The following is a 24,923-nucleotide window of genomic DNA, read 5'->3' on the forward strand; positions in this document are numbered from 1 at the left end:
CTAATTGTTATGGGTTGAGTCAGTGTTCTGTACCGGGCATTTTCATCGGCAGCAGCACGTCCAGCTCACTTCTTCCCGGCATCGAGGTCAGGTCGAATCGACCGCCAAAATGCTCGACACGTTCACGGATGTTGCGCAGGCCAATGCCCGCGTGACGACGTTCGACTTGGGCGACGTTGAAACCGATGCCGTCATCGACCACTGTCAAACGTACGGACTTTTCAGAACCGTGCAGGGTAATGATGACGTTTTTTGCTTGTGCGTGGCGTTCGATATTGGTCAGGCCTTCTTGCACGATGCGAAACAACGAGACGGCGGCGCCATCGACCAGATGACAGTCGAATTCGTTATCGTTGAAAGTCACGACCAGACCGCTGCGCTGCTCGAATTCTGCGGCGAGTTGACCGATTGCCGCCGGCAGGCCGAGGGTGTCGAGCAGCGACGAGCGCAGGTCGTGAGAGAGGCTGCGAACTTCGCCAATCGCATCCCCGAGGCGCTCCGTGGCGTCTCTTAAAATGCTCAATCCCTTGTCTTGCCCATTCTCCAGCACATGGCTGGCCAGTTCGAACTGAAACTTGATAGACACCAGTAGCTGGCTGATGCCGTCGTGCAGCTCTCGGGAAACCCGTGACCGTTCTTCCTCTTGAAGGCTGACAATGCGTTGGGTCAGGCGCTGGAGTTTTTTGTCGGCCAGGCGATGCTCGCTGACGTTCAGCGTCATGCCGCTGGCGAAGACAAACAGCACCGCCACGAGGGCCACCGCGGCGATCGCCAGCATGGTTTTGCGGATGCCCTGAGCCACCTCGTCACGGGCCTGTCGGGTGGCGCGTTCAACGTCTTCAAGGTAGATGCCAGTGCCGAGCATCCAGCCCCAACGGTCGAGCATCACCACGTAAGCGAGCTTGTCGGTCACTTGGCCGGAAGAGGGTTTGTTCCAGGCGTAACGTTGAAAACCTTCGCCCGATTGCGCACTTTTAAGCAACGCCTGGATCACCGGCAAACCGTGAGGGTCGGTCATGTCCCACAGGTATTTGCCCACCAGCTCTGACTGGCGCGCGTGCATCAGGCTGCGACCTTCGCGGTCGTAGACGAAGAAGTAGCCGTTGATGCCAAAGCTGAGCTTGCGCAGTTCTTCGAGCACTTGTTGCTGCGCGCGCTCATCACCCCGGCCGTTGTCGTACAGCGGCGCGATCAGGCTCTGGGCCATTTCGACGTAGTTTTTCAGTTCTGCGCGCTTGCTGGCCAGAATGCTGTCTTCGATCAGTTGCGCCTGTTGATCACCCAGTTGCCGGTTCAGGGAAATCACCAGCGCGCAGATGACCGCGATCGCCAACACCAGCGGCAGGATCCCGAGCGCGACGATTTTGTGTTTGAGCTGCATCTCTACTCCTGGCCAGACCGAGGGAAGGCGAAGGCCAGGCATCATATGCCAAAGATACGCGCCTCCAGTAGCAATGCTGGACAGAATGACCTGCGGCTGTGATGAAAACGCAGAACCTTGTGGGAGCGGGCTTGCTCGCGAAGGCGGTCTGTCAGTCAACGGTGATGTTGAATGTACTGGCCTCTTCGCGAGCAAGCCCGCTCCCACAGGTTTTGTATTTCATCTGACAGATCAGCGTCATCTACGTAGAACTACGTAGACACCACGTACGTAGTAACGCGGATTTATTTGTCGACAGCATGGGCGGATATTGGGCCCGCTCCGCACTGCGGACACAATTATAATAATTACCGCCGCAGCTACTGGCTGTCGGCAGGAGACACGCTATGCCCCGTCTGGCTAAACACCTCGCCTGGTTTGCCGTGGCTGTCCTGGGAGCGTTTGCGCTAAGTGTCGTGGCCCTGCGCCGCGGCGAAGCCATCAACGCCCTCTGGATCGTAGTCGCAGCAGTCGCTATTTATCTGGTCGCATACCGCTATTACAGCCTGTTCATCGCCACCAAGGTGATGCAGCTCGATCCCAATCGAGCCACTCCCGCCGTACTCAACAATGATGGTCTGGACTACGTACCGACCAACAAACACGTGCTCTTCGGACACCACTTCGCAGCGATCGCTGGCGCAGGGCCGCTGGTAGGCCCGGTCTTGGCGGCGCAGATGGGCTACCTGCCCGGTACGCTGTGGCTGATCGCCGGCGTGGTGCTGGCCGGTGCGGTTCAGGACTTCATGGTCCTGTTCATGTCCACCCGCCGTAACGGCCGTTCCCTGGGCGACATGGTCCGTGAAGAAATGGGCCGCATCCCCGGGACCATCGCGCTGTTTGGCTGCTTCCTGATCATGATCATCATCCTCGCGGTGCTGGCGCTGATCGTGGTCAAGGCCCTGGCCGAAAGCCCTTGGGGCATTTTCACGGTGATGGCGACCATCCCGATCGCGATGTTCATGGGCATCTACATGCGCTACATCCGCCCGGGCCGCATCGGTGAAATCTCGGTGATCGGCGTGGCACTGCTGCTGGGTTCGATCTGGCTGGGCGGGCAGATTGCTGCTGACCCGGTGTGGGCCAAGGCGTTCACCTTCACTGGAATCCAGATCACCTGGATGCTGATTGGCTACGGTTTCGTCGCGGCGGTACTGCCGGTGTGGCTGATTCTGGCGCCGCGTGACTACCTGTCGACCTTCCTCAAAATCGGCACCATCGTTGCGCTGGCGATCGGCATTCTGATCACCATGCCCGACCTGAAAATGCCGGCATTGACCCAGTTCATCGATGGCACCGGGCCGGTATGGAAAGGTGGGTTGTTCCCGTTCCTGTTCATCACCATTGCCTGTGGCGCGGTGTCCGGTTTCCACGCACTGATTGCTTCCGGCACCACGCCGAAGTTGCTTGCCAATGAAGGTCATGCCCGTTACATCGGTTACGGCGGCATGCTGATGGAATCCTTCGTCGCCATCATGGCCATGGTGGCTGCGTCGGTGATCGAGCCAGGCGTGTACTTTGCGATGAACAGCCCGGCGGCCCTTGTCGGCGCGGATGCTGTTTCAGTGGCGCAGACGGTCAGCAGTTGGGGTTTTGCAATTACCCCGGAAGCGCTGCAAGCAGTGGCCAAGGACATCGGTGAAACCACCATCCTGGCCCGGGCCGGTGGTGCGCCGACCCTGGCGGTTGGTATCGCGCAGATCCTGCATCAACTTCTGCCGGGTGAAAACACCATGGCGTTCTGGTACCACTTCGCGATCCTGTTCGAAGCGTTGTTCATCCTGACGGCGGTGGATGCCGGCACCCGTGCCGGGCGTTTCATGCTGCAGGATTTGCTCGGCTCCTTCGTTCCAGCGCTCAAGCGCACCGAATCCTGGACCGCCAACCTGATCGCAACCGCCGGTTGCGTGGCGATGTGGGGTTACCTGCTGTATCAAGGCGTGATCGACCCGCTGGGCGGGATCAACACCTTGTGGCCACTGTTCGGCATCTCCAACCAGATGCTGGCGGGTATCGCGCTGATGCTGGCAACTGTCGTATTGATCAAAATGAAGCGCCAACGCTACGTCTGGGTCACCATGCTGCCAGCGGTGTGGCTGCTGATCTGCACCACCACCGCAGGCTTCATCAAGCTGTTCGACGCCAACCCGGCAATCGGCTTCCTGGCGCTGGCGAAAAAGTACAGCGACGCCTTGGCCAACGGCCAGGTCCTCGCGCCGGCCAAAAGCATCGAGCAGATGCAGCACGTCATCTACAACGCCTACACCAACGCAACGTTGACCGCGCTGTTTTTGCTCGTGGTGTTCAGCATCCTGTTCTTTGCACTCAAGGTCGGTATAGGCGCCTGGGGCACCAAAGAACGTACGGATAAAGAAGCGCCGTTCCAGGCTTTGCCGGATGCTTGATGGAGGAGGGTGCCCATGTTCAATGACCTGAGTCGCCTCGGTAAATACCTCGGTCAGGCTGCACGCCTGATGGTCGGCATGCCCGACTACGACACTTACGTCGAGCATATGCAAACCAAACACCCGGACAAACCGCTGATGAGTTACGAAGTGTTCTTTCGCGAACGCCAGGAAGCTCGTTACGGCAGCAAGGCGGGACCGAAGTGCTGTTGATGCGAAACATTTAAGCGGTATTTTGCTTTAGAAGCCCGGCCTGCCGGCGATAGCGATCTTCGAGACGCTATCGTTGGCAGGCCGGGCTTTTTTTTGTTGTTGTACTTTCTGATATTGGCCGAATTCCTCCTTGAAGCGGGCGAAACACTCCATGACCTTTTGCTTGTTTTCAAGCAAATAGCCCTCTTTGAAGTACACCGTAGCGATCAATTCCAGCCTGATGACTGGGGTGTTATCCGGCAATTCAAAGGCTAGGTCAGGAGCCTTCTCGTTTAATCTTTCCGGTCTGACGCGCACCTTCAAAAACAAGCCTGCCTCCTGCGGGCAGGCTTTGAAGCTAGATGTCCGACGGTGATGTATTCAATGGGATGATGCGCTCATTTCAGGCGTAAAACCTTGAACCCATGGGTATCTGGCCGAACATCAACACTACCTGCTTCCTCTGGTTGCCCTTTTTCCGCGAAGTAGTCATAAACCAGGAACTTTCCTGGGACCTCGTTCCCGATATTTGGAATGACCAACCGCATTTGCTCTTGTCCAAGATAAAGCCAGCGGGGCAGGGACTTCTCTGCAAAATCGATTCGTTCGATCGAATGACTGACGGGGTTTTTGCGTAAAACAACACCTTTCAAATACGGTGAGCCGTAGTTGAGCGCAAATATAAAGCTGGAGGAAATACACTTTGCCAGGACCACCTGCCCGACAAAGTCGGTATCAGGCATGTCCGTAAATGCAGTCTGCGTTTTCTGATCGAGCTTAAGAAATAAGCGCTGACCCTCGGCAGTTGACTCGGCCAGTAAGGACACCTGTGTTCCATCAGACAAAGGGCAGCCGAGAATTGACTTGGGCGGCTCTGCATAGGCAGCCCCTATAAACAAGACAGTGATTAAATACAGCCGCACGGTTTTCATTTTATATTATCCCTGAGTACGGTCTGTTTTCTCGAGAACTGTTTTTCGTTGAATTAGTGGCGTATATACATCGTGATACCACTCGTCTACATCGTGTCGATTTGGCATTACCTTATTCAATAAGAGTTCATAAAGCGTGTCATCACCTTTTATCTGCTGTGTTTGGTTCGCTGTAATTGCATGCGGTAAGAAAGGCGGAGGAGATGATAAGCCAATAAAATTTCATTGCGCGCTCGCCTAGGCGGAGAGCCTCGCCGCTCTGGTCGAACTGGACATCAAGGTCGCGGTGTTTGACCCGGTGCTTTGTTGCAATCTGTTGACGGTTGCTCAGCAGCGGATGATGGTGTGGAAGGCGCCGGTCTGAGGTCACCGCATTACAAACAAGCCAGTCTCTCGTGGACGCTGGCTTGTTTGCGGGACGCACTGAAACCTAAGCCGTTCTCAAGTTACTGCTACTCGCTTGAGGAATCATCGCTAGCTGGACCTCGACTTTGTTTTCTTTTTTTGCCATCCAGCGATCGACGTTGATTTTATGTTCCGGCGACTGGGTGGCAGAGCCGTAAATATCTTCGGGGGTCAGTTTAAGGAAACTCAAGGCATGCAGCCGTTGCCGGGCTGTATTCAACCGACCTATTTCCGCTCTCAGTAAACTTGCTTCTCGCTGGTTCGCCTGACGGTCATATTGAAAGGCGTTGTTCAGTTCGGCTTCCTTCGTCTTCAAACGGTCCTGCATTTCTTGCAGTTGATAGTAGACCTGATCGTACTCAGTCTTGGTCACCACCGTGGTTCCGCTTTCCTGGGTTTGCTGCCAGCGACGCAATGTTGCCCAGGCGTACGGAATGTAGGAGGGCACCATGTAGTGATCACTCATGTGGAACAGTTGCTGCACAAAAGCGGCACGGTCGGGCAAGTCTCCGAACTTTTTCAATGCCTTGGTGCAGGCAGCCTCTTCGATGGAGTCGCAACCTGGATCCCAGAGAACGGCGGATTGCTCGCGTCCTTTAAACTGGACGGGCATGAAGTGGTGCAAATTACCGTGGTGCTCGTATGGCGAACCGCCCGTTCGCGACAGGCCTATAGCGAAAATAAGTGCGCCTAAAGGGGCGGTGACAAAACTGATGATTACACCGGGTACCCAGATACTTTTGCGAGTGTTCATCCATGGCGCGGGAACACTTGGGATCGGGTCGTTGTTGTTGACCATGCGGTGATGGGCCAGTTCTGCAGCGCCGTTGACGAAGTCGGCGTCGCCGGCTCGTGGGGAGCCGTAGGTGTAGAGCAGGATATCGAACTCGTTGGGATCACGTCGTAATGCTTCTGCAAGCAAGGTAGCGATTGCCCCACCAAGGCTATGCCCACAGACGATGATCTTTTGGCCCGCGTAAAACTGATCGAGGTAGACCTTGATGAATTCGCTCATTGCTTTAAATGCGTCGTAAAAGCCTTGGTGTGCTTTACCTACACCTTCCACAAATGGAACTTGCTCTGCGTCAGTATCCCGTAAGAAGTCCGCGCCTTCCAAGGTTCCTCGGACGGCGATCAGAATGATTTCGTCATGGTGAGTTATGAACGCCTGGGTATCACTGCCACCTTTGATCTTGCCATCATCGAAGAAGTGCCATTTGGCGGGGTGCTCTTGCTTTACACCCGAGTCAGGCTTGTTTTGTTTGTACAACGTAGGGTCGAATGGCAGGATCTCGAAACGCTTCGAATAAGGTATATCTTCATAAAGCGGATAATAAGTAGTTGTTTGATCTTTATTGACTTTCCAAGTTTCTATGAAGCTGGCAAGGCTATTGCCAAACATATATCCGACGCTCGGTTCTAATGGGAACGATACCCTGTCGATAGGGTTTTCGGCTGGCTCTTGGCCAAAGTTGCTGTAGCTCAAGCTGGCAAACAAAGATAGTTGATACAAATTCAAGGCGCTGAACTTGTTATCTTTTGAAAGCATAGGTCGGAAAGCACGCAGTGGCCGAACTTCGAGGGTTGAGTGTTTGTTGGGAAGAAGAGCAACCCCCGATAAGTTTGACTTTTCCGGTCCGAAACCAAGGTCGCCCATCACCTTTAGCAAGTTTTGATTTGGTGGGTATTTACTTTTGGATTCAGGAGGTAAATGACTGCTTTTTTCAACAAGATGTCGAACCTCTACGTGAAAGAACTGGTCAGCTTTGGCTTTCGCAGGATTGTTTTCGACGCGCAAACCATCTTTTCGAACGAAGCGGGTTTTTTCGGCTCGTACCTGGAGTTCGGTAATTCTTAGCGGATAGTTTGGTCTTGTCATCAGCAGTTTATAATTTTTTTCGTCTCCTTTGTAAGCGTTATCAATAGTGAGAGCTACTGGTCCTTCATAATGGTTTTCAACTTTTGCAAAACCTTCAGCATCTAAAACTCCCTCATGGATTTGCTCTGTACTATCCACAAGTTTATAGGCGAGACCTGCATAGGGCTTACCATCTCCCGACTCATCCACTAGTTGAAAACTAACCCATGTGCCTCTGAGTGGGCAGGCGGGTTTAGTTTCGTTCAGTAGAGGTTGCGTTGGTTTTTTAACCGGCATAAATGAATTTCCTTATTCAGTGCAAGCCGGGTAGATGGTGCAGTCACGTCCATCCGGCATTTTGAAAGGCTTGAAATCAGTTTTATTGTCACCACAGAATGCGTAGGGATCCTCGATGCTGTCACCCATGCAGCGTTTCCAGCCAGTAGGAAACTTTACCCAAGTATCGCCTATAGCTGGTTTTTCCTCGTTTATCATAGTGAAGACTACTTTTACTGTCTTTCCTGCGAGCTGGTCACGTTGCAGAGCGCCACCGACAATTGAACTGGCTGTCTGGCTTTCATCAGTTGCCGTTTTGCATTTAAGTATCTTCGTGATGTAATTTTTTTTTCCAATAGTACGAAATAACCATTGGCACTCGTTCTGAAATACTATTGGTGATATGAGCGATTGGCTGTTTGCGATTCCATCTTGGAATGAAAGACCTGCATAGTCTCTCCCGATATCCAGTCGTTTTGCGCCATATTTGCCTTGAACCTCGAAACTAAAGCTATCCAGTACTAAAGGGCATCCTCCAGCCTTGCTGGATAGGGGGATCTCAAAGTTGGCAGTTTGCGCATCTTTGTTAAGCTCTTGCTCAAAGAATTTTAAGCCTGGGTAGTTTCTTCCCTCGCGGGGTGGAACAGTGCATGTTTCTCCAGTGCGGGGAACATACGACGCTTCACCTCTCAAGCGGAATTCAGGTGGGAGTTCAGTTAGTAGCGTGAAACTGTCAGATTGAGCAGACGAACAACCTGTAACCCCAAACGCTCCCAAACTGAGGATTACAACGCGGGTAATGCAACGGAAAAAGTCGCGAGTCTCCATAAATAAAGTCCTTATTCAGTGCAGTTGGGGTAGACGGTGCAGTCACGTCCATCCGGCATTTTGAAGGGTTTGAAATCTGTTTTATTGCCATCACAAAATGCGTAGGGATCCTCGAGGCTGTCACCCATGCAGCGTTTCCAGCCAGCAGGGAACTTCACCCAGTTATCACCTACGGCCGGGCTCTCCTCGCTTGAAATAGCGAAAATTACGTTTATTGTCTTTCCCGCGAACTGAGCACGTTGCATGGGGCCTTTAATATCTGAGTCACTTGCCTGATCCGGCGTTTCCACAGATTTACATTTCAGAAGTTTTACAATGTAACGGTCAGGTCCAGCGGTGCGAAAGAACCATTGGCACTGCTTCTGTAATACCAAAACTGAGGGCGGAACGGGACTGTCTGCATTTCCATCCCGGAACGAGATCCCTGTGTGGGCCCTACCTACATTCCGGAAGTCAGCACCATATTTGGCGTCAATCTCATAGGCGAAGGTGTCAAGCACCAAAGGACAGCCACCTTCCTTGCTCGTCAGCGGAACTTCGAAACGCGCCGTTTGTGCATCGTTACTCAGCTTCTGCTCAAAAAACTTCAAGCCCGGATAGTTCCTGCCTTTCCGAGGAGGGACCGTACAAGTCTCTCCCGTCCTAGGCACATAAGACGCCTCACCTTTAATGCTGAACCCCGGTGGCAATTCCGTCAGCAACGTAAAGCTGTCAGTAGGCCTGATGGCCGAACAACCAGAAGCCGCCATTGCACCGGCAACAGCGAACAACCAAAGCATACATCCCGAAAAGGTCGCGTCAGACACCTCAACCTCACCCACGCTCTGACTCACCAAGCTGTGCATCAAACACCCGCTGACACCGCGCAAAATGTTGCTCCGGCGTCTCACCCGGCAGAGGCTGCCAAGCCATGTCGTCCGCGCACTTCGGATCAAGTCTCAGGCTGAGCATGAACTCGCGCTGTTCCGGCGTGTTCCATTGCCAGGCCTCAAGCAGGTCCATCTGCTCTTCCAGCCATTCGCGGACATTGCGGGTTTCGGTGAGTTTGGCGGCGGCCTCGACGTGGTACACCAGCAACCAGCGTTTCAGGTTCTCGCGCAAGATGCTGCGCGTACGCTCCGGCGAGTTTGGAATTCGCAACCATGGCGCGGGGTTTGGTACTGGGTATATGCCGGGCCTGGCGTTATCTGCGCTTTTCCACTGCTCCTCATCCCAATACAGCACGCTGCTGATCGGGCCTAACAGCAAGGGGCGTTCGGCCTCGCTCAGGTTGGCAACGCAGCGAGCAATCACGCGGTTGTCCTGAAAGCGGAACAACGAACGTTCGCCATCTTCCTCAATAACCATTCGGGCTTGCCAGTGTTGGGTCAGGCCGTCGAGGTCGGCTTTGTCCATGCTGCCGATCCAGCCCCAGTTGCGCTGTGGGTCGTCCAGCAGTTTGCGGAAGGCATCGGCGCCGGGATTGTGCAGTTCGGTCAGCCAAGGGCTGATGGCGGCGAACTCGGCGTATTGGGTGCGCCGATAGAGTTGCACCGAGCGCTGCATCAGGCCTGCGCTGTACAGCGAGGTGACGGGGTTCGGTTCGGCGAGGCTGTCGAGGGCCAGGATCAGGACGCGATTGAGTTTTGCCTGTTCGCCGAGCCAGTTGTTGAGTGCGTCGCTCATGCTGTTGCCCCCAAATCACATTTTCCTTCACGGCAGGCTTCGCAAATCGGGCAGCGGATATCACCGGCTGCCCGGGCCGCTTTGGCCATGGCCATTTGCACGGCGGCCGGGACGAGCAGGGCGCCGGCCTTGTCTTTGGCGGCAGCCCATGGGATTACCGGGTCGAGAATCTGGATTCCCGTACCGGCACCGGGAGCACCCCCGGAATTAACCTTCACCTCAGCCCCGCTAATCGTCACCCCACCCGCATCAATCTTCACAAAACTCCCGCCAGCCTTGGCCGTCAGCTCCATGCCACCCTCAACCACCACCTTCTCCCCGGCGTGGTAATGAATCTCCGTCCCGGCCTCGACAAACTGCGCCGTCCCCACTTTCACATGCCGGGTCACGCCGACGGTGAGGTGATCATCCGCCCGCGCTTCGGTCGTGCGGTCCAGATGGGTGAGGCGGTGCTCTTCCACCTTGAACTCGCTGAACGCGTTGGCTTCGACCGTGTCATGCCGTTCGTTGCCGATGCGGATTTTCTGGTCGTGCTCGATGTTTTCATCCCAGTCTCGCTGGGCGTGCAGGTAGATCTGTTCCGCGCCTTTCTTGTCTTCGATGCGAAACTCGTTGTAGCCCTTGCCGCCCGGTGAACTGAGGGTCTTGAAGGTGCTGCGGGTTTTGTTCGCCGGCAGGTCGTAGGGGACGACGTTTTCCTTGTGGTACAGGCAGCCGGTGATCAGCGGCTGGTCCGGGTCGCCTTCGAGGAAGGTCACGAGCACTTCCATGCCGATTCGCGGGATGGCGATGCCGCCGTAGGCGTTGCCGGCCCAGCCGGTGGCGACGCGCAGCCAGCAGCTGCTGGTGTCGTTGCCCTGACCGTCGCGATCCCAGTGGAACTGCACTTTGACGCGGCCGTATTCGTCGCAGTGGATTTCTTCGCCCGGCGGACCGGTGACGATGGCGGTCTGGCTGCCCAAGGCCTTGGGTTTCGGGTGTTCCAGGGCCGGGCGGAAGTGCGCGTCCCACGGCGTGGCGAGGAAGCGGTTGCGGTAGCCCTGGTGGAAGTCGTCCTTGTTATCGGTGACCTCGCTGGTGATGTTCTCGCCGAGCACTTGCGGCTGCTTGCCTTCGTGGACGATTTCCAGCAGCAGCCAGAGGTCGTTCCACTCGGCGCGCGGGTGTTCGCTCAGGGCCATGAAGTGGCCGCTGACCAGGGTCGGTTCGTCGCCTTTGCCTTCGGCCAGTTGGTAGTCGCTGCGATGGCGTTCCAGGGCACGGGTCGCCAGTTGCTTGCCGCGTGCGCGGTCGGTGAAGCGGCCGGGGTAGTCGTAGTCTTCGAGGTCCGGGGCGAACGCGCTTTTGGCCGCGCCTTCGGGCAGCAGGCGCGGTTTTTCGAAGTCGTAGTCGCGGCGGCTGACGCGGGTGGTACGGGTTTCCAGGCGCAGGTTAAAGCGCTTGATCACCGGTTTTTTGGCGGCCATGCCGGAGTCTTGCTGGTAGCTCACCGGCGCGAGTTTGCGGAACACCGTCTGGTCATCGCCGAACACCAATTTGTGGCCGCTGGCCGAGTGCTGGAAGTGGAAGTGAATGCCTTCCTCTTCGCACAGGCGCTGGATGAAGTGCAGGTCGGATTCGTCGTACTGCACGCAGTACACACGCTCGGGGTAGATGGCGCCGAGCTGGAAGCTGTAGGCGTCGGCCAGAATGCCCCGGGCTTCGAGAACCTGGGCGATGATCTTCGGTACGGTTAACTGCTGGAAAATCTGCTGGTCGTGGTTGTGTCGCAAATAGGCCAGTTGCGGCACCAGGCTGATGCTGTAGCGGGTCAGGCTCTTGCCGGAATCCCCTTGCTCGATGCGATAGACCAGGCCATGGATTTTGCCCTGGCCGGTGGCGCCAAAGGTCAGGCAACCGGGCTTGTGCAGCAGTTTTTCGAGTTTCAGGTCGGGGCGGGTGCTGACCAGTTCGATGTCGAAACAGAACGGCTGGTTGAGGGCTTCGCGACCGACGAAGCTGAGGACCTGCAGGTCGACGGAAACGCCTTCGAGTGTGAGGGAGATATGGATTGCGTTTGCGTCCAGCATGCCTTGAGTTCCGTCCTTTGAAAAAGCAGGGGCGGATGGTGCAGCATTAAAGTGCCATGATCAAGGTTGAAATGCCGTAGGTCCGGGGCCTGAGGGGTATCGGGCTTTCCCCTATAGCCGAGGTTTTGCGCAATGAATACAGGTATTTTTTTTGAGGCGATTGGGGCCGTCACACCAAATAAAAGAAGGCCCCACGGGGTGGGGCCTTCCTTTATTACTCAGCCAGAAAACTCAAAGCGATTGCAAGGAAATGGTCGCGCTCTGAGAGTCTTGCGGGCTGTCAGCATCCATCCACACCCATTGCGTGCCGTCGCCTTGCAGATTATTGGTGATGCTCTGAATCTGCGAGTAAACGATCTTGACGCTCCCAGCCGCACTGGCAGTAGGCCCAATGTTGGTAACCTGATTGGCAAGGAGGCCGTTTGAAGTCTCATTGACGACAAACACGGTCGCTTGCGCCTCACGGAACTGACAAGAGAGGAACTGTGTAATGGTGCTGGTGATCGTCAGGTTCATCCATTTGGATGGGGGTACCGCATAGTAACGGGAGTACTTGTTGAACGGATGCTGCTCACCATCGGCCGGTAGCGGATAATTGGTCAGCCCCGATGTGTTGGTCGGCATGCCGACACTTCCCAACCAGATTTCGACCTGGGAGCTACCGGCATTGCTGGGCAGTGAAACCGAAACGGTTTGAGTATCGGTGCCCGAGACAAAACCCAGCGATGCCAGACCTGCATTGGCCGTGGTGCCAGGCACCGTGATCGGTACGGGCGGCTGGCTATTGCTCCAGTTCACGGAGACAGTCGAGTTGTTGTCATTTTGAGCGGAGTTGTAGATAAAGATGCCATAAAGCTGGCCGGGGCTAAGTGCGGTACAGGTGGCTGTATCTCCTGCGGTTAGAGTAATGCGTTGCCCGCCGTTCCAGTTGATTTGGGCAGCTGAGATAGCGACACTTTCCATGTTGGAGTTCCTTTTCCTGTTGTGGGGTATAAGGATGGCCGCACAGCAATTTCCTTACCTGCGCTGTGCGTGGAAAGGATATTAGTTGAAGGCATGTAGCGGTCAAGTAACGGACTGGTTATTTTTATTGAGCGCACATTATCTTCAGTAGCCGCTGGATTGTCTCGGCGGAGATCCGTAGTGATCATCTATTTATTAATATAATTCAATAAGATAAGAATCGGTTATGCATTCAGTGGTAGTGCTTCTTGAAGAAATAGGAGTTTAAGGAGTTGATTTTTGGAATAGCTAAAATCAGGAAGTGCTATAACTGTGCTCTTAAGTTTAAAAGCTATAAAACTGTCAATATCCGTTTGTCTTTTATTTGGGTTTAGGACTCGTTACATATCTTTAATCGAAATAAAAATATATCAAAAAAATATTTAATCTCTACCGCAGGTCCTTAAACCAGCACCTGCGGCAGGGAGAAGGCATGAGGTCCGGATTTCAGCTCAACTGCTGCCGATACGGCAAATCCGGCCCTGTCTTACTGCACGTCAGCGCCGCTGCGCTCACCGCAAACCTGAGCATCCCGTTGATCTGTTCACGGCTCAGCTGCTGCAACCCTTCAACCGAATCCAGCTGCTGCTCGGTCAGCCAGGTAATCAGCGCCGCCTGGAAGGTATCTCCGGCACCCACAGTGTCCGCAATTTTCACCGAACAGGCCGGTACCGACCACGAACCGTGGGCACGGCTGAATACCGTTGCGCCTTCGCCGCCACGGGTCAGGAACACCAACTGACAGCGATATTCCAGCCAGCCTTCGATGACGCGCTGAGGATCTTGCTCGGGGTACAACAGACTCAAGTCTTCGTCGCTGACCTTGATCAGGTCGGCCAGCTCCACCAGCGTGGCAATCCGCGAGCGCCACAATTCGATGTTCGGCTCGGGATTGAGGCGAACGTTCGGGTCGAGGCTGATCAGGCGTTTGCCGCTTTCCCGTTGCACCAATGCCAGCAGGGTATCGGCAATCGGTTGCACCACCAGCGAAAACGAGCCGACGTGCAAACCGCGCACTTCAGGCCCAAGCGTCGGCAGATGCGCCAGGCTCAACTGCCGATCAGCGCAGCCTTCGCCACGAAAGCTGTAATGGGGCGAGCCGTTGGCACCGACCGCGACCATCGCCAAGGTGGTCGGCGCGGCAAAGTCCACGAGGTAGTCCGGGCGCACACCTTCATCCTGCAGCACTTGCTGCAAACGTCGGCCGAGGTAATCGGTCGACAGTCCGCCAAACAGCGCGGCGTCTACGCCCAAGCGGCGCAAACCTACGGCCACATTGAACGGCGAGCCGCCGGCAATCGCCTTGAAATTCACTTTGGATGCCAAGCCGCTGGCATCGTCTTCGCTGAAGAAATCGAACAGCGCTTCGCCACATACCAGATACATAGTTTCTCGCTCTTTAAAGGGTTGCGACATGCTGTCGATAGCGTTCATAGGCCTGCTGACAGGCCGCCACATTTTCTGCAATCGGTAAGGTTTCACTGGCCAGATCGAGCTTTACGCAACGCTCGCACAAGTCCGCCAGGCTGTCTTCGTGACCGTTTGCCCAGGACTTGCACCACGCCGCCTGAATCGCTGCGCCGAGGGCCGCGGCTTCACTTTGCTCGGTACAAATCACTGGCGTATTCATGATGTCAGCGACGATCTGTCGCCACACTGGGCTCTTCGAACCACCCCCAGTCAGGCAGATGCGCAGGCTTTGTAAGCCATTCTGGCGAAGCAGGTCCAGCCCGTAACGCAAACCGAAGGTGGTGCCTTCCACCACGGCGCGGCACAGATTGGCCCGGGTCAGGTTGGTCATGGTCAGCCCTAGCAGACTGCCGCTGGCATGGGGCAGGGCGGGGACGCGTTCGCCATTGAGGAACGGCAGCATGCACACGCCGTCGGCACCGATCGGCGCTTGCGCGACCAAGGCGTTGAACGCTTCGATATCCAGTTCGAACAACTCGCGAATCGCGCCGGTCGCGTTGGTCAGGTTCATCGTGCAGATCAGCGGCAGCCAACCACCGCTGGAAGAGCAAAACGTCGCGACCGAGGCGTCCGGGCTGACGTTCGCTTGCTCGGCATAGGCGTAAACCGTGCCCGAGGAACCAAGGCTCATGGTGATCGCGCCGGGCTTTATATTGCCGGTTCCGATCGCGCCCATCATGTTGTCGCCACCGCCGCTGGAGACCAGTGCTTGCGGGTTGATGCCCAGATGTTCGGCGATACTCGGCAGGATTGTGCCGACCGGTTGATGGGCATCGATCAGCTCCGGGAGCGCGGCTTGCAGGCGCCCGGTGGGGTCGATGTCGCGCAGCAGTTGCAAGTCCCATTGGCGGGTGCGCACGTTGAAATACCCGGTGCCCGAGGCATCACCGTACTCGCTGCAACTGCGCCCGGTGAGCCAGTAGTTGAGGTAGTCATGGGGCAGCAAAATGCGGGCGATCCGGGCGAACACTTCCGGGTGCTGTTCTTTGGTCCAGAGCAGTTTGGACACGGTGTAGCCCGGCGCGATGACCACGCCGAGGCGTTCCAGGGAGCCTTTTTCGCCGCCCAGATGGGCGAGCAAGCGGTCGTTCTCCGGCGTGGACTCGGTGTCGCACCAGAGCTTGGCCGGGCGCAACACCTGGCCGCGATCGTCGAGCATCACCAGGCCATGCTGCTGGCCGGAAACACCGATGCCGAGGATGGCCTGACCGTCTACATTCGCTGCGAGCAATGCACGGTGGGTGGCCAGGGTAAAGGCTTCCAGCCATTGGGCGGTGTCTTGCTCGCGACGACCATTGGCGCCGCTGATGAGGCTGTGGGCAGCGGCGCCCTGACCGAGGACCCGGCCGCTGTGCGCGTCGAGGATCACGGCTTTGGTGCCTTGGGTGCCGCAATCGATGCCCAGGAATAGTTGTTGGTTTGCCATGGAAGATCCTTGGTGTGTCAGGTCGATCTCGGTGAACCCATTCGCGAGCAAGCCCGCTCCCACATTGGATTGTTGTCGAACACAAAATCTGTGTTCACTGAAGATCTACTGTGGGAGCGGGCTTGCTCGCGAAGACGGCAGCAGGTTCACCACCACTCTTACGCCAGCACCCGCTCCAACGTCCGTGTCACCCCAACATCGCGCAAGCTGTTACAGCACCACTCGAACGCAGCGACAAACTCCGGTGAGCGCGGTATCGCCGTCCCAAAAATCTCCTCCACTTCCAACAACCGCTGAGTGATCAACACATCATCGGCCACCAGTGCCTGACAGAACGCCGCCCGTGGATCCGCAATTGCATAGGTCTGGCCATTCTCATCCACGCCTTTGAGGTACAGCGCCCAGGCCGCCACCACCAGCGCCGCACGTTTGGTTTCCTGGCCATCAGCAATCAAGCGATTGATCGTCGGCACGGTGAACTTCGGAAACTTCGACGAGCCGTCCGAACACACCCGCTCCAGTTGGTCGGCAATCGCCTGGTTGGAGAAGCGCGCCACCAGGGTGTTTTTGTACTCAGTCAGGTCAATGCCCGGCACCGCTGCCAGTTGCGGCGTCACGTCCAGGTCCATGTAGGCGCGCATGTAACGCACGAACAGCGGGTCGTTCATGGTTTCGTGAACGAAGCGGTAACCCTTCAAAAAGCCCAGATAGGTCAAGGCCAGATGGCTGCCGTTGAGCAGTTTGATCTTCATCTCTTCGTAAGGCGTGACGTCATCGGTGAACTGCACGCCGACCTTTTCCCAGGCCGGGCGACCGTTGACGAATTTGTCTTCCAGCACCCATTGCACAAACGGTTCGCAGACCACCGGCCACGCGTCGTCGATGCTGTGTTTGTCGTGCAGTTGCAGACGATGCTCGGTGCTGGTCATCGGCGTGATGCGGTCAACCATCGCATTAGGGAAACTGACATGGCGCTCGATCCAGTCGCGCAGATCGGCGTCGCGCAGGGCGGCGAACGCGAGCAGGGCTTTACGGGTTACGGCGCCGTTGTGCGGCAGGTTATCGCAAGACATCAGCGTGAACGCGGGCGTGCCGGCCGCACGACGTTTGGCCAGTGCGGCGCAGAGGAAACCGAATACAGTCTTTGGCGCGTTCGGGTGAGCCAGGTCGTGCTGGATTTGTGGCAGGTGCGCCATGAACTCGCCGTTGCTGTCGTCGATGCAATAGCCGCCTTCGGTGATGGTCAGCGAGACGATGCGGATCTCTGGATCGGCGAGTTTGTCGATCAGCACCTCGGCGCTGTCTTCGGCCAGCAGCATGTCGCGGATGGCGCCGATAACCCGCACTTCAGCGTCGTCGCTGTCGCCGAGTTCGAATAGGGTAAACAGATAATCCTGCTCTTTGAGATCGTCCCGGGCGCGGCGATCTTCAGCGCGCAGGCCGACCCCGCAAATGGCCCAGTCCAGCGCTTCGCCGGTATTCATCAAGGCATCGGTGTAGTACGCCTGATGCGCACGGTGGAAACCGCCGACGCCAATGTGCGCGATGCCTTGGCGGGTGTCGCTCAGGGTGTAGGCGGGCAGGGCCACCTCGGGGGCGAGGCGGTTGAGGTTCTGTTTATTCAGTTTCATCGCATGCTCTCGGATCAGGCTGCGGCGCGCAGTGGGCGGGTCAGCGCCACGCCGTCGGCATCGAATAAATGGCAGTGTTCGGCATCCAGGTGCAGGCTCAGGGTTTCGCCATAACGGCTGGCCAGATCGCCGCGAACACGCATGGTCAGCGCTTCGCCGGACGACGTCAGGACGTGGCAGAAAGTGTCGCTGCCCAGGCGTTCGCTAACGTCTGCCGTGACCTGCAAGGTGCAGTCGCCGGTTTGCGCGAGATTCAGATGCTCCGGGCGAATGCCCAGGGTCACCGCGCCGCCGACGCTGAGGTTGGCGCCGCTCAGCGGCAACGTGACGCGGGTGCCGGCGTCCAGCAGCACTTCGCAGCGCTGGCTTTCGACGCGGGTGACTTTGCCCTTGAGGAAGCCCATTTTCGGCGTGCCGAGGAAGCCTGCGACAAACAGGTTGGCCGGCTGGTGATACAGGTCCAGTGGCGAACCGACTTGCTCGATCTTGCCGCCATTGAGGACGACGACTTTGTCGGCCATGGTCATGGCTTCGACCTGGTCGTGGGTCACGTAGATCATCGTGGCTTGCAGTTCTTTGTGCAGGCGCAACAGTTCCAGGCGCATCTGCACCCGCAGGGCGGCGTCGAGGTTGGACAGCGGTTCATCGAACAGGAAAATTTTCGGGTTGCGCACGATCGCCCGCCCGATGGCCACGCGTTGACGCTGACCACCGGACAGTTGCTTGGGTTTGCGCTCCAGCATCGGCCCGAGTTCAAGGATGCGCGCCGCTTCGCCGACTTTTTTCTCGACTTCGGCTTTCGCTACACCGGCCAGGTCCAGCGCGAACGACATATTTTTGCGCACGCTCATATGCGGGTACAGGGCGTAAGTCTGGAACACCATCGCCAGGTCGCGTTTGGCCGGGCTGACTTCGGTGATGTCGCGGCCATCCAGTTCGATGGTGCCGCCGCTGACTTCTTCAAGGCCGGCGATCAGTCGCAGCAGGGTGGATTTACCACAGCCCGACGGGCCGACGAACACCACGAATTCCTTGTCATTCACTTCCAGGTCGATGCCTTTGATGATGGAAAAACCTTCGAAGCCTTTTTGCAGATTTTTGATTTTCAGGTTGGCCATGATGATGGGCCTCCAGGTGTTGTTATTCAGTTGAGCCGGACGGGCTTTTCTGTAGGAGCCAGGCTTGCCGGCGAAGGCGTCCATCAAACCGCCTTCGCCGGCAAGCCGTGCTCCTACAGGGATCGGATCGGATTCATTTCACGGCGCCGAACGACAGGCCGCGGACCAATTGTTTCTGGCTGATCCAGCCGAAGATCAGGATCGGCGCACAGGCCAGGGTCGACACCGCCGATAACTTGGCCCAGAACAAACCTTCGGGGCTTGAGTACGAGGCGATCAACGCGGTCAGTGGCGCGGCCTGGGACGAGGTCAGGTTCAGCGACCAGAACGCCTCGTTCCAGCACAGGATCAGCGACAGCAGAACCGTGGAAGCCAGGCCACCCTTGGCGATCGGCAGCAACACCCGGACCATTTCCTGCCACAGCGTTGCGCCGTCCAGGCGTGCGGCTTCGAGGATGTCTTTGGGGATGTCTTTGAAGTAGGTGTAAATCATCCAGACCACGATCGGCAGGTTGATCAGCGTGTAAATCACGATCAGCGCGATGCGCGTGTCCAGCAGGCCGAAGCTCTTGGCCAGCAGGTAGATCGGCATCAACACGCCCACCGGCGGCAGCATCTTGGTCGAGAGCATCCACAACAGCGTGCCTTTGGTGCGCTGGGTTTCGTAGAACGCCATGGAGTAGGCCGCCGGCACCGCGATCAGCAGGCACAGGGCCGTGGCGCTGAAGGAAATCACCACCGAGTTCCAGGCGAAGCTGAAGTAGTCGCTGCGCTCGTTGATGTGCAGGTAGTTCTCCAGCGTCGGTGTGAAGATGAACTGTGGCGGCGTGGCGAACGCATCGATTTCGGTTTTGAAACTGGTCAGTACCATCCAGAAGATCGGGAAGAAAACCAGGATCGCAATGGCCCAGGCCAGGGTGCCCAGCAGCAGGCTTTGCAGACGACGGGATTGTTGAAGAGTCATGGCGCAGGCCTCAGGCTTTGTCTGTCAGGTTTTTGCCGATCATCCGCACCAGCACGATGGCCGCGACGTTGGCAATCAACACCGCGATCAAACCACCGGCGGACGCCATACCGACGTCGAACTGCACCAGCGCCTGGTTGTAGATCAGGTAGGCGAGGTTGGTCGAGGCATAACCGGGGCCACCGTTGGTGGTGGTGAAGATTTCGGCGAACACCGACAGCAGGAAGATGGTTTCGATCATCACCACCACTGCAATCGGCCGCGCCAGGTGCGGCAGGGTCAGGTGCCAGAAGATCGCGATGGGGCCGGCACCGTCCAGGCGCGCGGCTTCCTTCTGCTCCTGATCGAGGGACTGCATGGCGGTCATCAGAATCAGGATCGCGAAGGGCAGCCATTGCCAGGACACAATGATGATGATCGACAGCAGCGGGTAATGCGCCAGCCAGTCCACCGGTTGCGCGCCGAACAGCTTCCAGATGTAGGCGAGAATTCCCGAGACCGGGTGAAAGATCAGGTTCTTCCAGATCAGCGCACCGACGGTGGGCATGATGAAGAACGGCGAGATCAACATCACCCGCACGATGCCGCGACCGAGAAACTCACTGGCCTCCAGCAACGCGCTGATCAACACGCCAAACACCACGCTGATCAGCAACACACTGCCCACCAGCAACAGCGTGTTGGTGGCGCCGGGCAGGAAGCCCGAGTCGCTCAGAAAGTAGCTGAAGTTCTCCAACCCCACGAACTGGTTTTCACCGGGGTAGAGCAGGTTGTAGCGAATCATTGAAAAGTAAACGGTCATGCCCAGCGGCACGATCATCCACAGCAGCAACAACGCTACCGAGGGGCTGACCAGAAACCAGCCGGGGTTGGTCAACCGGCTTTTACGCACCGGTTGGGCAATGTCCATGTGAGCTTTGACAGTTGAAATATTCATGGCGATAGAACCGATTAAGTGCGAAAGCAGGCATAGCGCAAAACCAGTAGGAGCGAGGCTTGCCCGCGAAGGCGATTTGTCTGACACACCGCTTTCGCGGGCAAGCCTCGCTCCTACAGGGGCCGGGATTACTTGGGATAACCGGCACGCTTCATCTCACGTTCGGTGGTTGACTGGGCGGCGGTCAAAGCCTGGTCGACCGTGGTCTGGCCGATCAGCGCTGCCGAGAACAGTTTGCCGACCTGGGTGCCCACGGCCTGGAACTCAGGAATGGTCACCAACTGGATGCCGACATAGGGCACGGGCTTGAGGGACGGTTTACTCGGGTCCGCAGCCTTCAGCGATTCCAGCGTCACCTTGGCGAACGGCGCGGCGCTCATATAGGCCTCGGTGTAAGTCGAAGTACGAGTGCCTGGCGGCACGTTGGCGATGCCGTCTTTTTCCGCGACCAACGCACCGTATTCCTTGGAAGTGGCCCAGGCGCTGAACGTTTTCGCCGCGTCCTTGGCCTTGGAACTGGTCGGAATGGCCAGCGCCCAGGAATACAACCAGGCCGAACCTTTGTCGGTGGTTTCATGCGGTGCGTAGGTGAAGCCGACGTGATCGCTGACCTTGCTTTGGGTCTTGTCGGTGACGAACGAGCCGGCGACGCTGGCATCGACCCAGATCGCACATTTGCCGCTGTTGAACAGCGCCAGGTTTTCGTTGAAGCCGTTGCTTGAGGCGCCCGGCGGGCCGGACTTCTTCATGGTGTCGACGTAGAAGTTCAGCGCGTTTTTCCATTCGGGGCCGATGAATTCCGGTTTCCACTGCTCATCGAACCAGCGTGCCCCGTAAGCATTGGCGACGGTGGTGATCAGTGCCATATTCTCGCCCCAGCCCGCCTTGCCGCGCAGGCAGATGCCGTACTGTTCTTTGTCTTTGTTGGTGAGTTTGCTGGCAAATTCGCTGATCTGGGTCCAGGTCGGGCGTTCGGGCATGGTCAGCCCGGCGTCCTTGAACAGGTCGGTGCGGTAATAGGTGATGGAGCTTTCCGCGTAGAACGGCAGGGCATAGAGCGTGCCCTTGACCGAGAGGCCTTCCCGGACTGAAGGGAACACGTCGTCGAGGGCGTAACTGGCCGGCAAGTCCTTCATCGGTTCCAGCCAACCCTTGGCGCCCCAGAGTGCGGCTTCGTACATGCCAATGGTCAACACATCGAACTGCCCGCCCTGGGTGGCGATGTCGGTGGTCAGGCGTTGGCGCAGGACGTTCTCTTCGAGCACCACCCAATTGAGCTTGATGTCCGGATGCTCGGCCTCGAAGGTTTTCGAGAGTTTCTGCATGCGGATCATGTCGCTGTTGTTGACGGTGGCAATGGTCAGGGTCTGGGCGCCGAGGCTGACGCTACTGAGGGTCATGCAGGTGAGAGCAAGCAGAGCTTTTACAGAAGGTTGCATCGTGCACTCCTTTTCTGCACCCGGCGGGTTACAGAAGGACAGTTATTGTTTTTGTGTCTTCCTGCGCAGGAAGAATGTGCACTGATTACAGCCTTCAATTGATGGGGTGACAAATCATCCATCGCACTGTGACCGATACTTTTTTGCACTGGGGTTTGGGGCGGGAGATGCAAGGACAGGCTTTGCAGAGGCGAGCGGTCATTGAATATGTATAGATTTCACTGGCCCCTTCGCGGGCAAGCCTCGCTCCTACAGGGTGATGTGGTAAGGCTTTGCAGAGGCGGGCGGTCATTGAATTTGTACAGGTTTCATCGGCCCCTTCGCGGGCAAGCCTCGCTCTTGTAGGAGCGAGGCTTGCCCGCGAAGGCGATCTGAAAATCACCACATGACCAAGGTCTTCAGCCCAGGTTTTGCTCAGTCAAACGCTGCACCGCCAACCGCCGATAGTGCGACGGCGTCATGCCCTTGAGCTGTTGGAAACGCCGGTTGAAGTTGGAAATATTATTGAAGCCCGATTCGAAACACACATCGGTCACCGTTTTGTCGCCATCGGCCAGCAGCTCGCAGGATTTGCTGATGCGCAGACGATTGACGAATTCGATGTAGCAGCGCCCGGTGGCCTGTTTGAACACTCGGCTGAAGTAGGTCGGCTTCAGGCCCAAGTGCTCGGCGACTTCTTCCAGCGGCAGTTCCCGGGCGTAATGGGCAAAGATGTAATCCACCGCCCGGTTGGTGCGGTCGATATTGTGTTCATCGGCCAATTGCGGCGTCGTGGCACCGGACAGCAACTGATAGTCATCGGATGCCGCCAGCAACTCCAGCAGAATGAAAAAATGCCCGAGCCGGGTCATGCCCTTGGTATCAGCGATGCGCTGCATCAAGGTCATGGCCTGGCGAATCGTGCGCTTGCAGCGAAACTCGATGCCGTACTGCGCGCGCTCCAGCAAGGGTGCAAGCGTCTTGAGCTCGGCGAACACCTGATGGCCGCTTTCGAACAGTTCGTCAGTGAAATTGACCAGCATGTCGCGTTTGGGCACCACTTCGTCTTCGGCCACCTGGCTGATCCAGTTGTGAGGCAGGTTGGGACCAGTCAGGAACAGCGTTTCCGGGTAGAAGTTACCAATGTAGTCACCAATGAACACCTTGCCGGAGCTGGCGACGATCAGGTGCAGTTCGTATTCCTTGTGGAAATGCCAGCGCACCAAAGGGCACGGGAAGCCATGCTGACGATAGATGATGGACAACCCGTTATGGTCGTCCATCAATTCGTAGGAAGGATCGGTAACTCTGGCTGGTCGGCTCATGTCAGGACACTTTTATTGTTATCGCCCGTTGATCATGCCTCTTTCCAGGCTCTCTGTACCAGCCTGCGACGTTGACCGTTCAGGACCGGTGATACAACGAACGGCCATAGATGGCTTTCATGCTGGAGGCGATGCAGCAGTAGCGGACATAGCCAACTGATAGCGCGGCTGCGTGAAAGTTTATTTGATTCGATTGTTCGCTTTTATCACGCTGGCGGTTCGACAATAAGAAACCATAGTGAAAATTAAAAACAATCACTATTGGTTTCGATTCTTTGCCTCGATCCACTGGGCCATGTACTGAGTGCTTTTGTGATGATGATGGCGCAACATGCTGCCGGTGAAGTTATCCCTTCTAAGTTGTGCCAGGTGTTGCTGGCAATACAACAACTTCTCGATCAGCGCCGGGCCATGTATCGCGGGCTGATAGCGATCGGCTAATAATTGCTGGCCATGGGATTGGGCACTCATCCAGAGGTCTTTGTCTTTATAAAGACGAACCGCACAATCGGCGAACTCGCGCGCGGTTCGGGTCACGGCGCCCGGCCACGGCTGTTCGCGGTGCATCGCTTCTGCGCCAATGGGGGTGGTGACATTGGGCGTGCCACACAGCATGGCGTCGACAATCTTGCCTTTGATACCCGCACCAAAGCGTAACGGTGCCAGGCACACCCGGGCTGCAGACATGACTTGCAAGGCATCTTCTGCCCAGTTCATCACATGAAACCCTTGGGCCGCATTGTGCAGGGCGGTGGCTTTGGGCGGCGTATAGGCGCCATAAATATGCAGTTGCGCCTCTGGGAGCTGCGCACGGATCAGCGGCCAGATCGTGGTTTTCATCCAGAGCACGGCGTCCCAGTTGGGCGCGTGGCGGAAGTTACCGATACTGAGGAAATGCGCACGGTCTTCAAAGGCTGGCGATGCGGTGGCCAGCGGTTCGACCATCAACGGACACCAGTGCAGCAGTTGTTGTGGTAAGCCGAACTGCTCGACCAGCAATTCAATCTCCACTTCGGAGATCATCAGGTTCAAGTCGCAGCGATACAGCGCGGCGATCTCCCGTTTTGCCAGATCGGTATCGGCCATGAGCTCGAACTCTTCGCGCAATGCAGGGGCGAACAACTCACTGAAATCATTGGCGTCATCACTGGCTTTCAAGCGCTCCTTGAGTCGCTGATGCCGGGCATGTCGCAGGCTTTGCAGGTCGGAGGTCTCCAGCACGCGCAAGGCGTCGGGGCAGTGTTTCTCTACTCGCCAGCCGAACTGTTCTTCCATCATGAACTGGTCGAACAACACGATATCCGGTGCCAGTTCACTGACAAAGGTGTCGAAACTGCTGTTATTCAACTCGATCGGCACTTCGCGGATGCCCAACGCGGTCAGGTCCGCACGGTGCTCACCGGTGCCGGCCGGGCTGCTGAAGGTGATGTCCCAGCCTTGCTGCAGGAACATATCGAGAATTTGCATCACATGCCCACTGGCCGCAGAAGAGCGGGGCTCGGGCCAGACGTAACCAATCACCAGGACTTTGGTTGCGCGGGGTTGACTCATTGACGGGTATTCCTTGACGCGGGTAGAGAAC

20 protein-coding genes are annotated in these 24,923 nt (G+C 56.9%); 2 read left to right on the forward strand and 18 right to left on the reverse strand.

The genetic code is table 11. The features are described 5' to 3' along the window. Positions 1 to 19 precede the first annotated feature (19 nt). Positions 20 to 1,381 (reverse strand): cache domain-containing protein, encoded by a 1,362-nt coding sequence (locus ACIPLA_RS00400; RefSeq protein ID WP_401170495.1) that lies wholly within the window; start codon positions 1,379 to 1,381, stop codon positions 20 to 22. A 386-nt stretch (positions 1,382 to 1,767) separates the two neighbouring features. Between ACIPLA_RS00400 and ACIPLA_RS00405 the strand changes: the two genes are divergently transcribed. Beyond that, entirely contained in the window at positions 1,768 to 3,825 is a 2,058-nt protein-coding gene (locus ACIPLA_RS00405; RefSeq protein ID WP_218394833.1) for a carbon starvation CstA family protein, read from the forward strand. A 15-nt stretch (positions 3,826 to 3,840) separates the two neighbouring features. Then, positions 3,841 to 4,038 (forward strand): YbdD/YjiX family protein, encoded by a 198-nt coding sequence (locus tag ACIPLA_RS00410; RefSeq protein WP_008069978.1) that lies wholly within the window; start codon positions 3,841 to 3,843, stop codon positions 4,036 to 4,038. Between the two features lie 27 nt (positions 4,039 to 4,065). Here ACIPLA_RS00410 and ACIPLA_RS00415 read toward each other — a convergent pair whose 3' ends face one another. From ACIPLA_RS00415 to ACIPLA_RS00495, 17 genes are all read right to left on the reverse strand, one after another. Beyond that, the gene (locus tag ACIPLA_RS00415) at positions 4,066 to 4,347 is read right to left on the reverse strand and encodes a hypothetical protein (RefSeq protein WP_256348534.1); all 282 of its coding nucleotides are present in this window, start codon (positions 4,345 to 4,347) and stop codon (positions 4,066 to 4,068) included. A gap of 68 nt (positions 4,348 to 4,415) precedes the next feature. Then, entirely contained in the window at positions 4,416 to 4,949 is a 534-nt protein-coding gene (locus ACIPLA_RS00420) for a hypothetical protein (RefSeq protein ID WP_401170500.1), read from the reverse strand. 430 nt (positions 4,950 to 5,379) lie between these two features. Next, a complete protein-coding gene (locus tag ACIPLA_RS00425; RefSeq protein WP_401170503.1) occupies positions 5,380 to 7,509 on the reverse strand; it encodes a lipase family protein in 2,130 nt (709 codons plus the stop codon). 12 nt (positions 7,510 to 7,521) lie between these two features. After that, positions 7,522 to 8,316 (reverse strand): hypothetical protein, encoded by a 795-nt coding sequence (locus ACIPLA_RS00430; protein ID WP_123496964.1) that lies wholly within the window; start codon positions 8,314 to 8,316, stop codon positions 7,522 to 7,524. 11 nt (positions 8,317 to 8,327) lie between these two features. Further along, on the reverse strand, positions 8,328 to 8,906 hold the full coding sequence (locus tag ACIPLA_RS00435; RefSeq protein ID WP_259698691.1) for a hypothetical protein: 579 nt from the start codon (positions 8,904 to 8,906) through the stop codon (positions 8,328 to 8,330). A 223-nt stretch (positions 8,907 to 9,129) separates the two neighbouring features. After that, on the reverse strand, positions 9,130 to 9,981 hold the full coding sequence (locus ACIPLA_RS00440) for a DUF4123 domain-containing protein (RefSeq protein ID WP_401170507.1): 852 nt from the start codon (positions 9,979 to 9,981) through the stop codon (positions 9,130 to 9,132). Next, positions 9,978 to 12,050, reverse strand: coding sequence for a type VI secretion system tip protein VgrG (locus ACIPLA_RS00445; protein ID WP_401170510.1), 2,073 nt, complete (start codon positions 12,048 to 12,050; stop codon positions 9,978 to 9,980). Before ACIPLA_RS00445 ends, ACIPLA_RS00440 begins: the two co-directional genes overlap by 4 nt. Positions 12,051 to 12,281: 231 nt before the next feature. Then, positions 12,282 to 13,013 carry a hypothetical protein gene (locus ACIPLA_RS00450; protein WP_123496957.1) on the reverse strand — a complete coding sequence of 244 codons (732 nt, stop codon included), beginning with the start codon at positions 13,011 to 13,013 and terminating at the stop codon, positions 12,282 to 12,284. Between the two features lie 486 nt (positions 13,014 to 13,499). After that, entirely contained in the window at positions 13,500 to 14,438 is a 939-nt protein-coding gene (locus ACIPLA_RS00455) for a carbohydrate kinase (RefSeq protein WP_218394840.1), read from the reverse strand. A 13-nt stretch (positions 14,439 to 14,451) separates the two neighbouring features. After that, positions 14,452 to 15,948 carry a xylulokinase gene (xylB, locus tag ACIPLA_RS00460; RefSeq protein WP_401170512.1) on the reverse strand — a complete coding sequence of 499 codons (1,497 nt, stop codon included), beginning with the start codon at positions 15,946 to 15,948 and terminating at the stop codon, positions 14,452 to 14,454. Between the two features lie 158 nt (positions 15,949 to 16,106). Continuing rightward, positions 16,107 to 17,579: a mannitol dehydrogenase family protein gene (locus ACIPLA_RS00465; RefSeq protein ID WP_401170514.1), complete on the reverse strand. Its 1,473-nt coding sequence runs from the start codon at positions 17,577 to 17,579 to the stop codon at positions 16,107 to 16,109. Between the two features lie 14 nt (positions 17,580 to 17,593). Then, complete coding sequence (locus tag ACIPLA_RS00470; RefSeq protein ID WP_401170976.1) at positions 17,594 to 18,697, reverse strand: ABC transporter ATP-binding protein; 1,104 nt, start codon at positions 18,695 to 18,697, stop codon at positions 17,594 to 17,596. 133 nt (positions 18,698 to 18,830) lie between these two features. Then, positions 18,831 to 19,661 carry a carbohydrate ABC transporter permease gene (locus ACIPLA_RS00475; protein WP_192343026.1) on the reverse strand — a complete coding sequence of 277 codons (831 nt, stop codon included), beginning with the start codon at positions 19,659 to 19,661 and terminating at the stop codon, positions 18,831 to 18,833. A gap of 10 nt (positions 19,662 to 19,671) precedes the next feature. Beyond that, on the reverse strand, positions 19,672 to 20,598 hold the full coding sequence (locus tag ACIPLA_RS00480; protein WP_123496945.1) for a carbohydrate ABC transporter permease: 927 nt from the start codon (positions 20,596 to 20,598) through the stop codon (positions 19,672 to 19,674). 128 nt (positions 20,599 to 20,726) lie between these two features. Next, positions 20,727 to 22,037, reverse strand: coding sequence for a sugar ABC transporter substrate-binding protein (locus ACIPLA_RS00485; RefSeq protein ID WP_218394844.1), 1,311 nt, complete (start codon positions 22,035 to 22,037; stop codon positions 20,727 to 20,729). Between the two features lie 398 nt (positions 22,038 to 22,435). After that, the gene (locus tag ACIPLA_RS00490; protein WP_401170518.1) at positions 22,436 to 23,341 is read right to left on the reverse strand and encodes an AraC family transcriptional regulator; all 906 of its coding nucleotides are present in this window, start codon (positions 23,339 to 23,341) and stop codon (positions 22,436 to 22,438) included. A 258-nt stretch (positions 23,342 to 23,599) separates the two neighbouring features. Next, positions 23,600 to 24,892 (reverse strand): glycosyltransferase, encoded by a 1,293-nt coding sequence (locus ACIPLA_RS00495; RefSeq protein ID WP_401170520.1) that lies wholly within the window; start codon positions 24,890 to 24,892, stop codon positions 23,600 to 23,602. Positions 24,893 to 24,923 lie beyond the last annotated feature (31 nt).

Origin of the sequence: Pseudomonas sp. NPDC086112 (assembly GCF_044746425.1) — a bacterium.
Lineage (GTDB): Bacteria > Pseudomonadota > Gammaproteobacteria > Pseudomonadales > Pseudomonadaceae > Aquipseudomonas.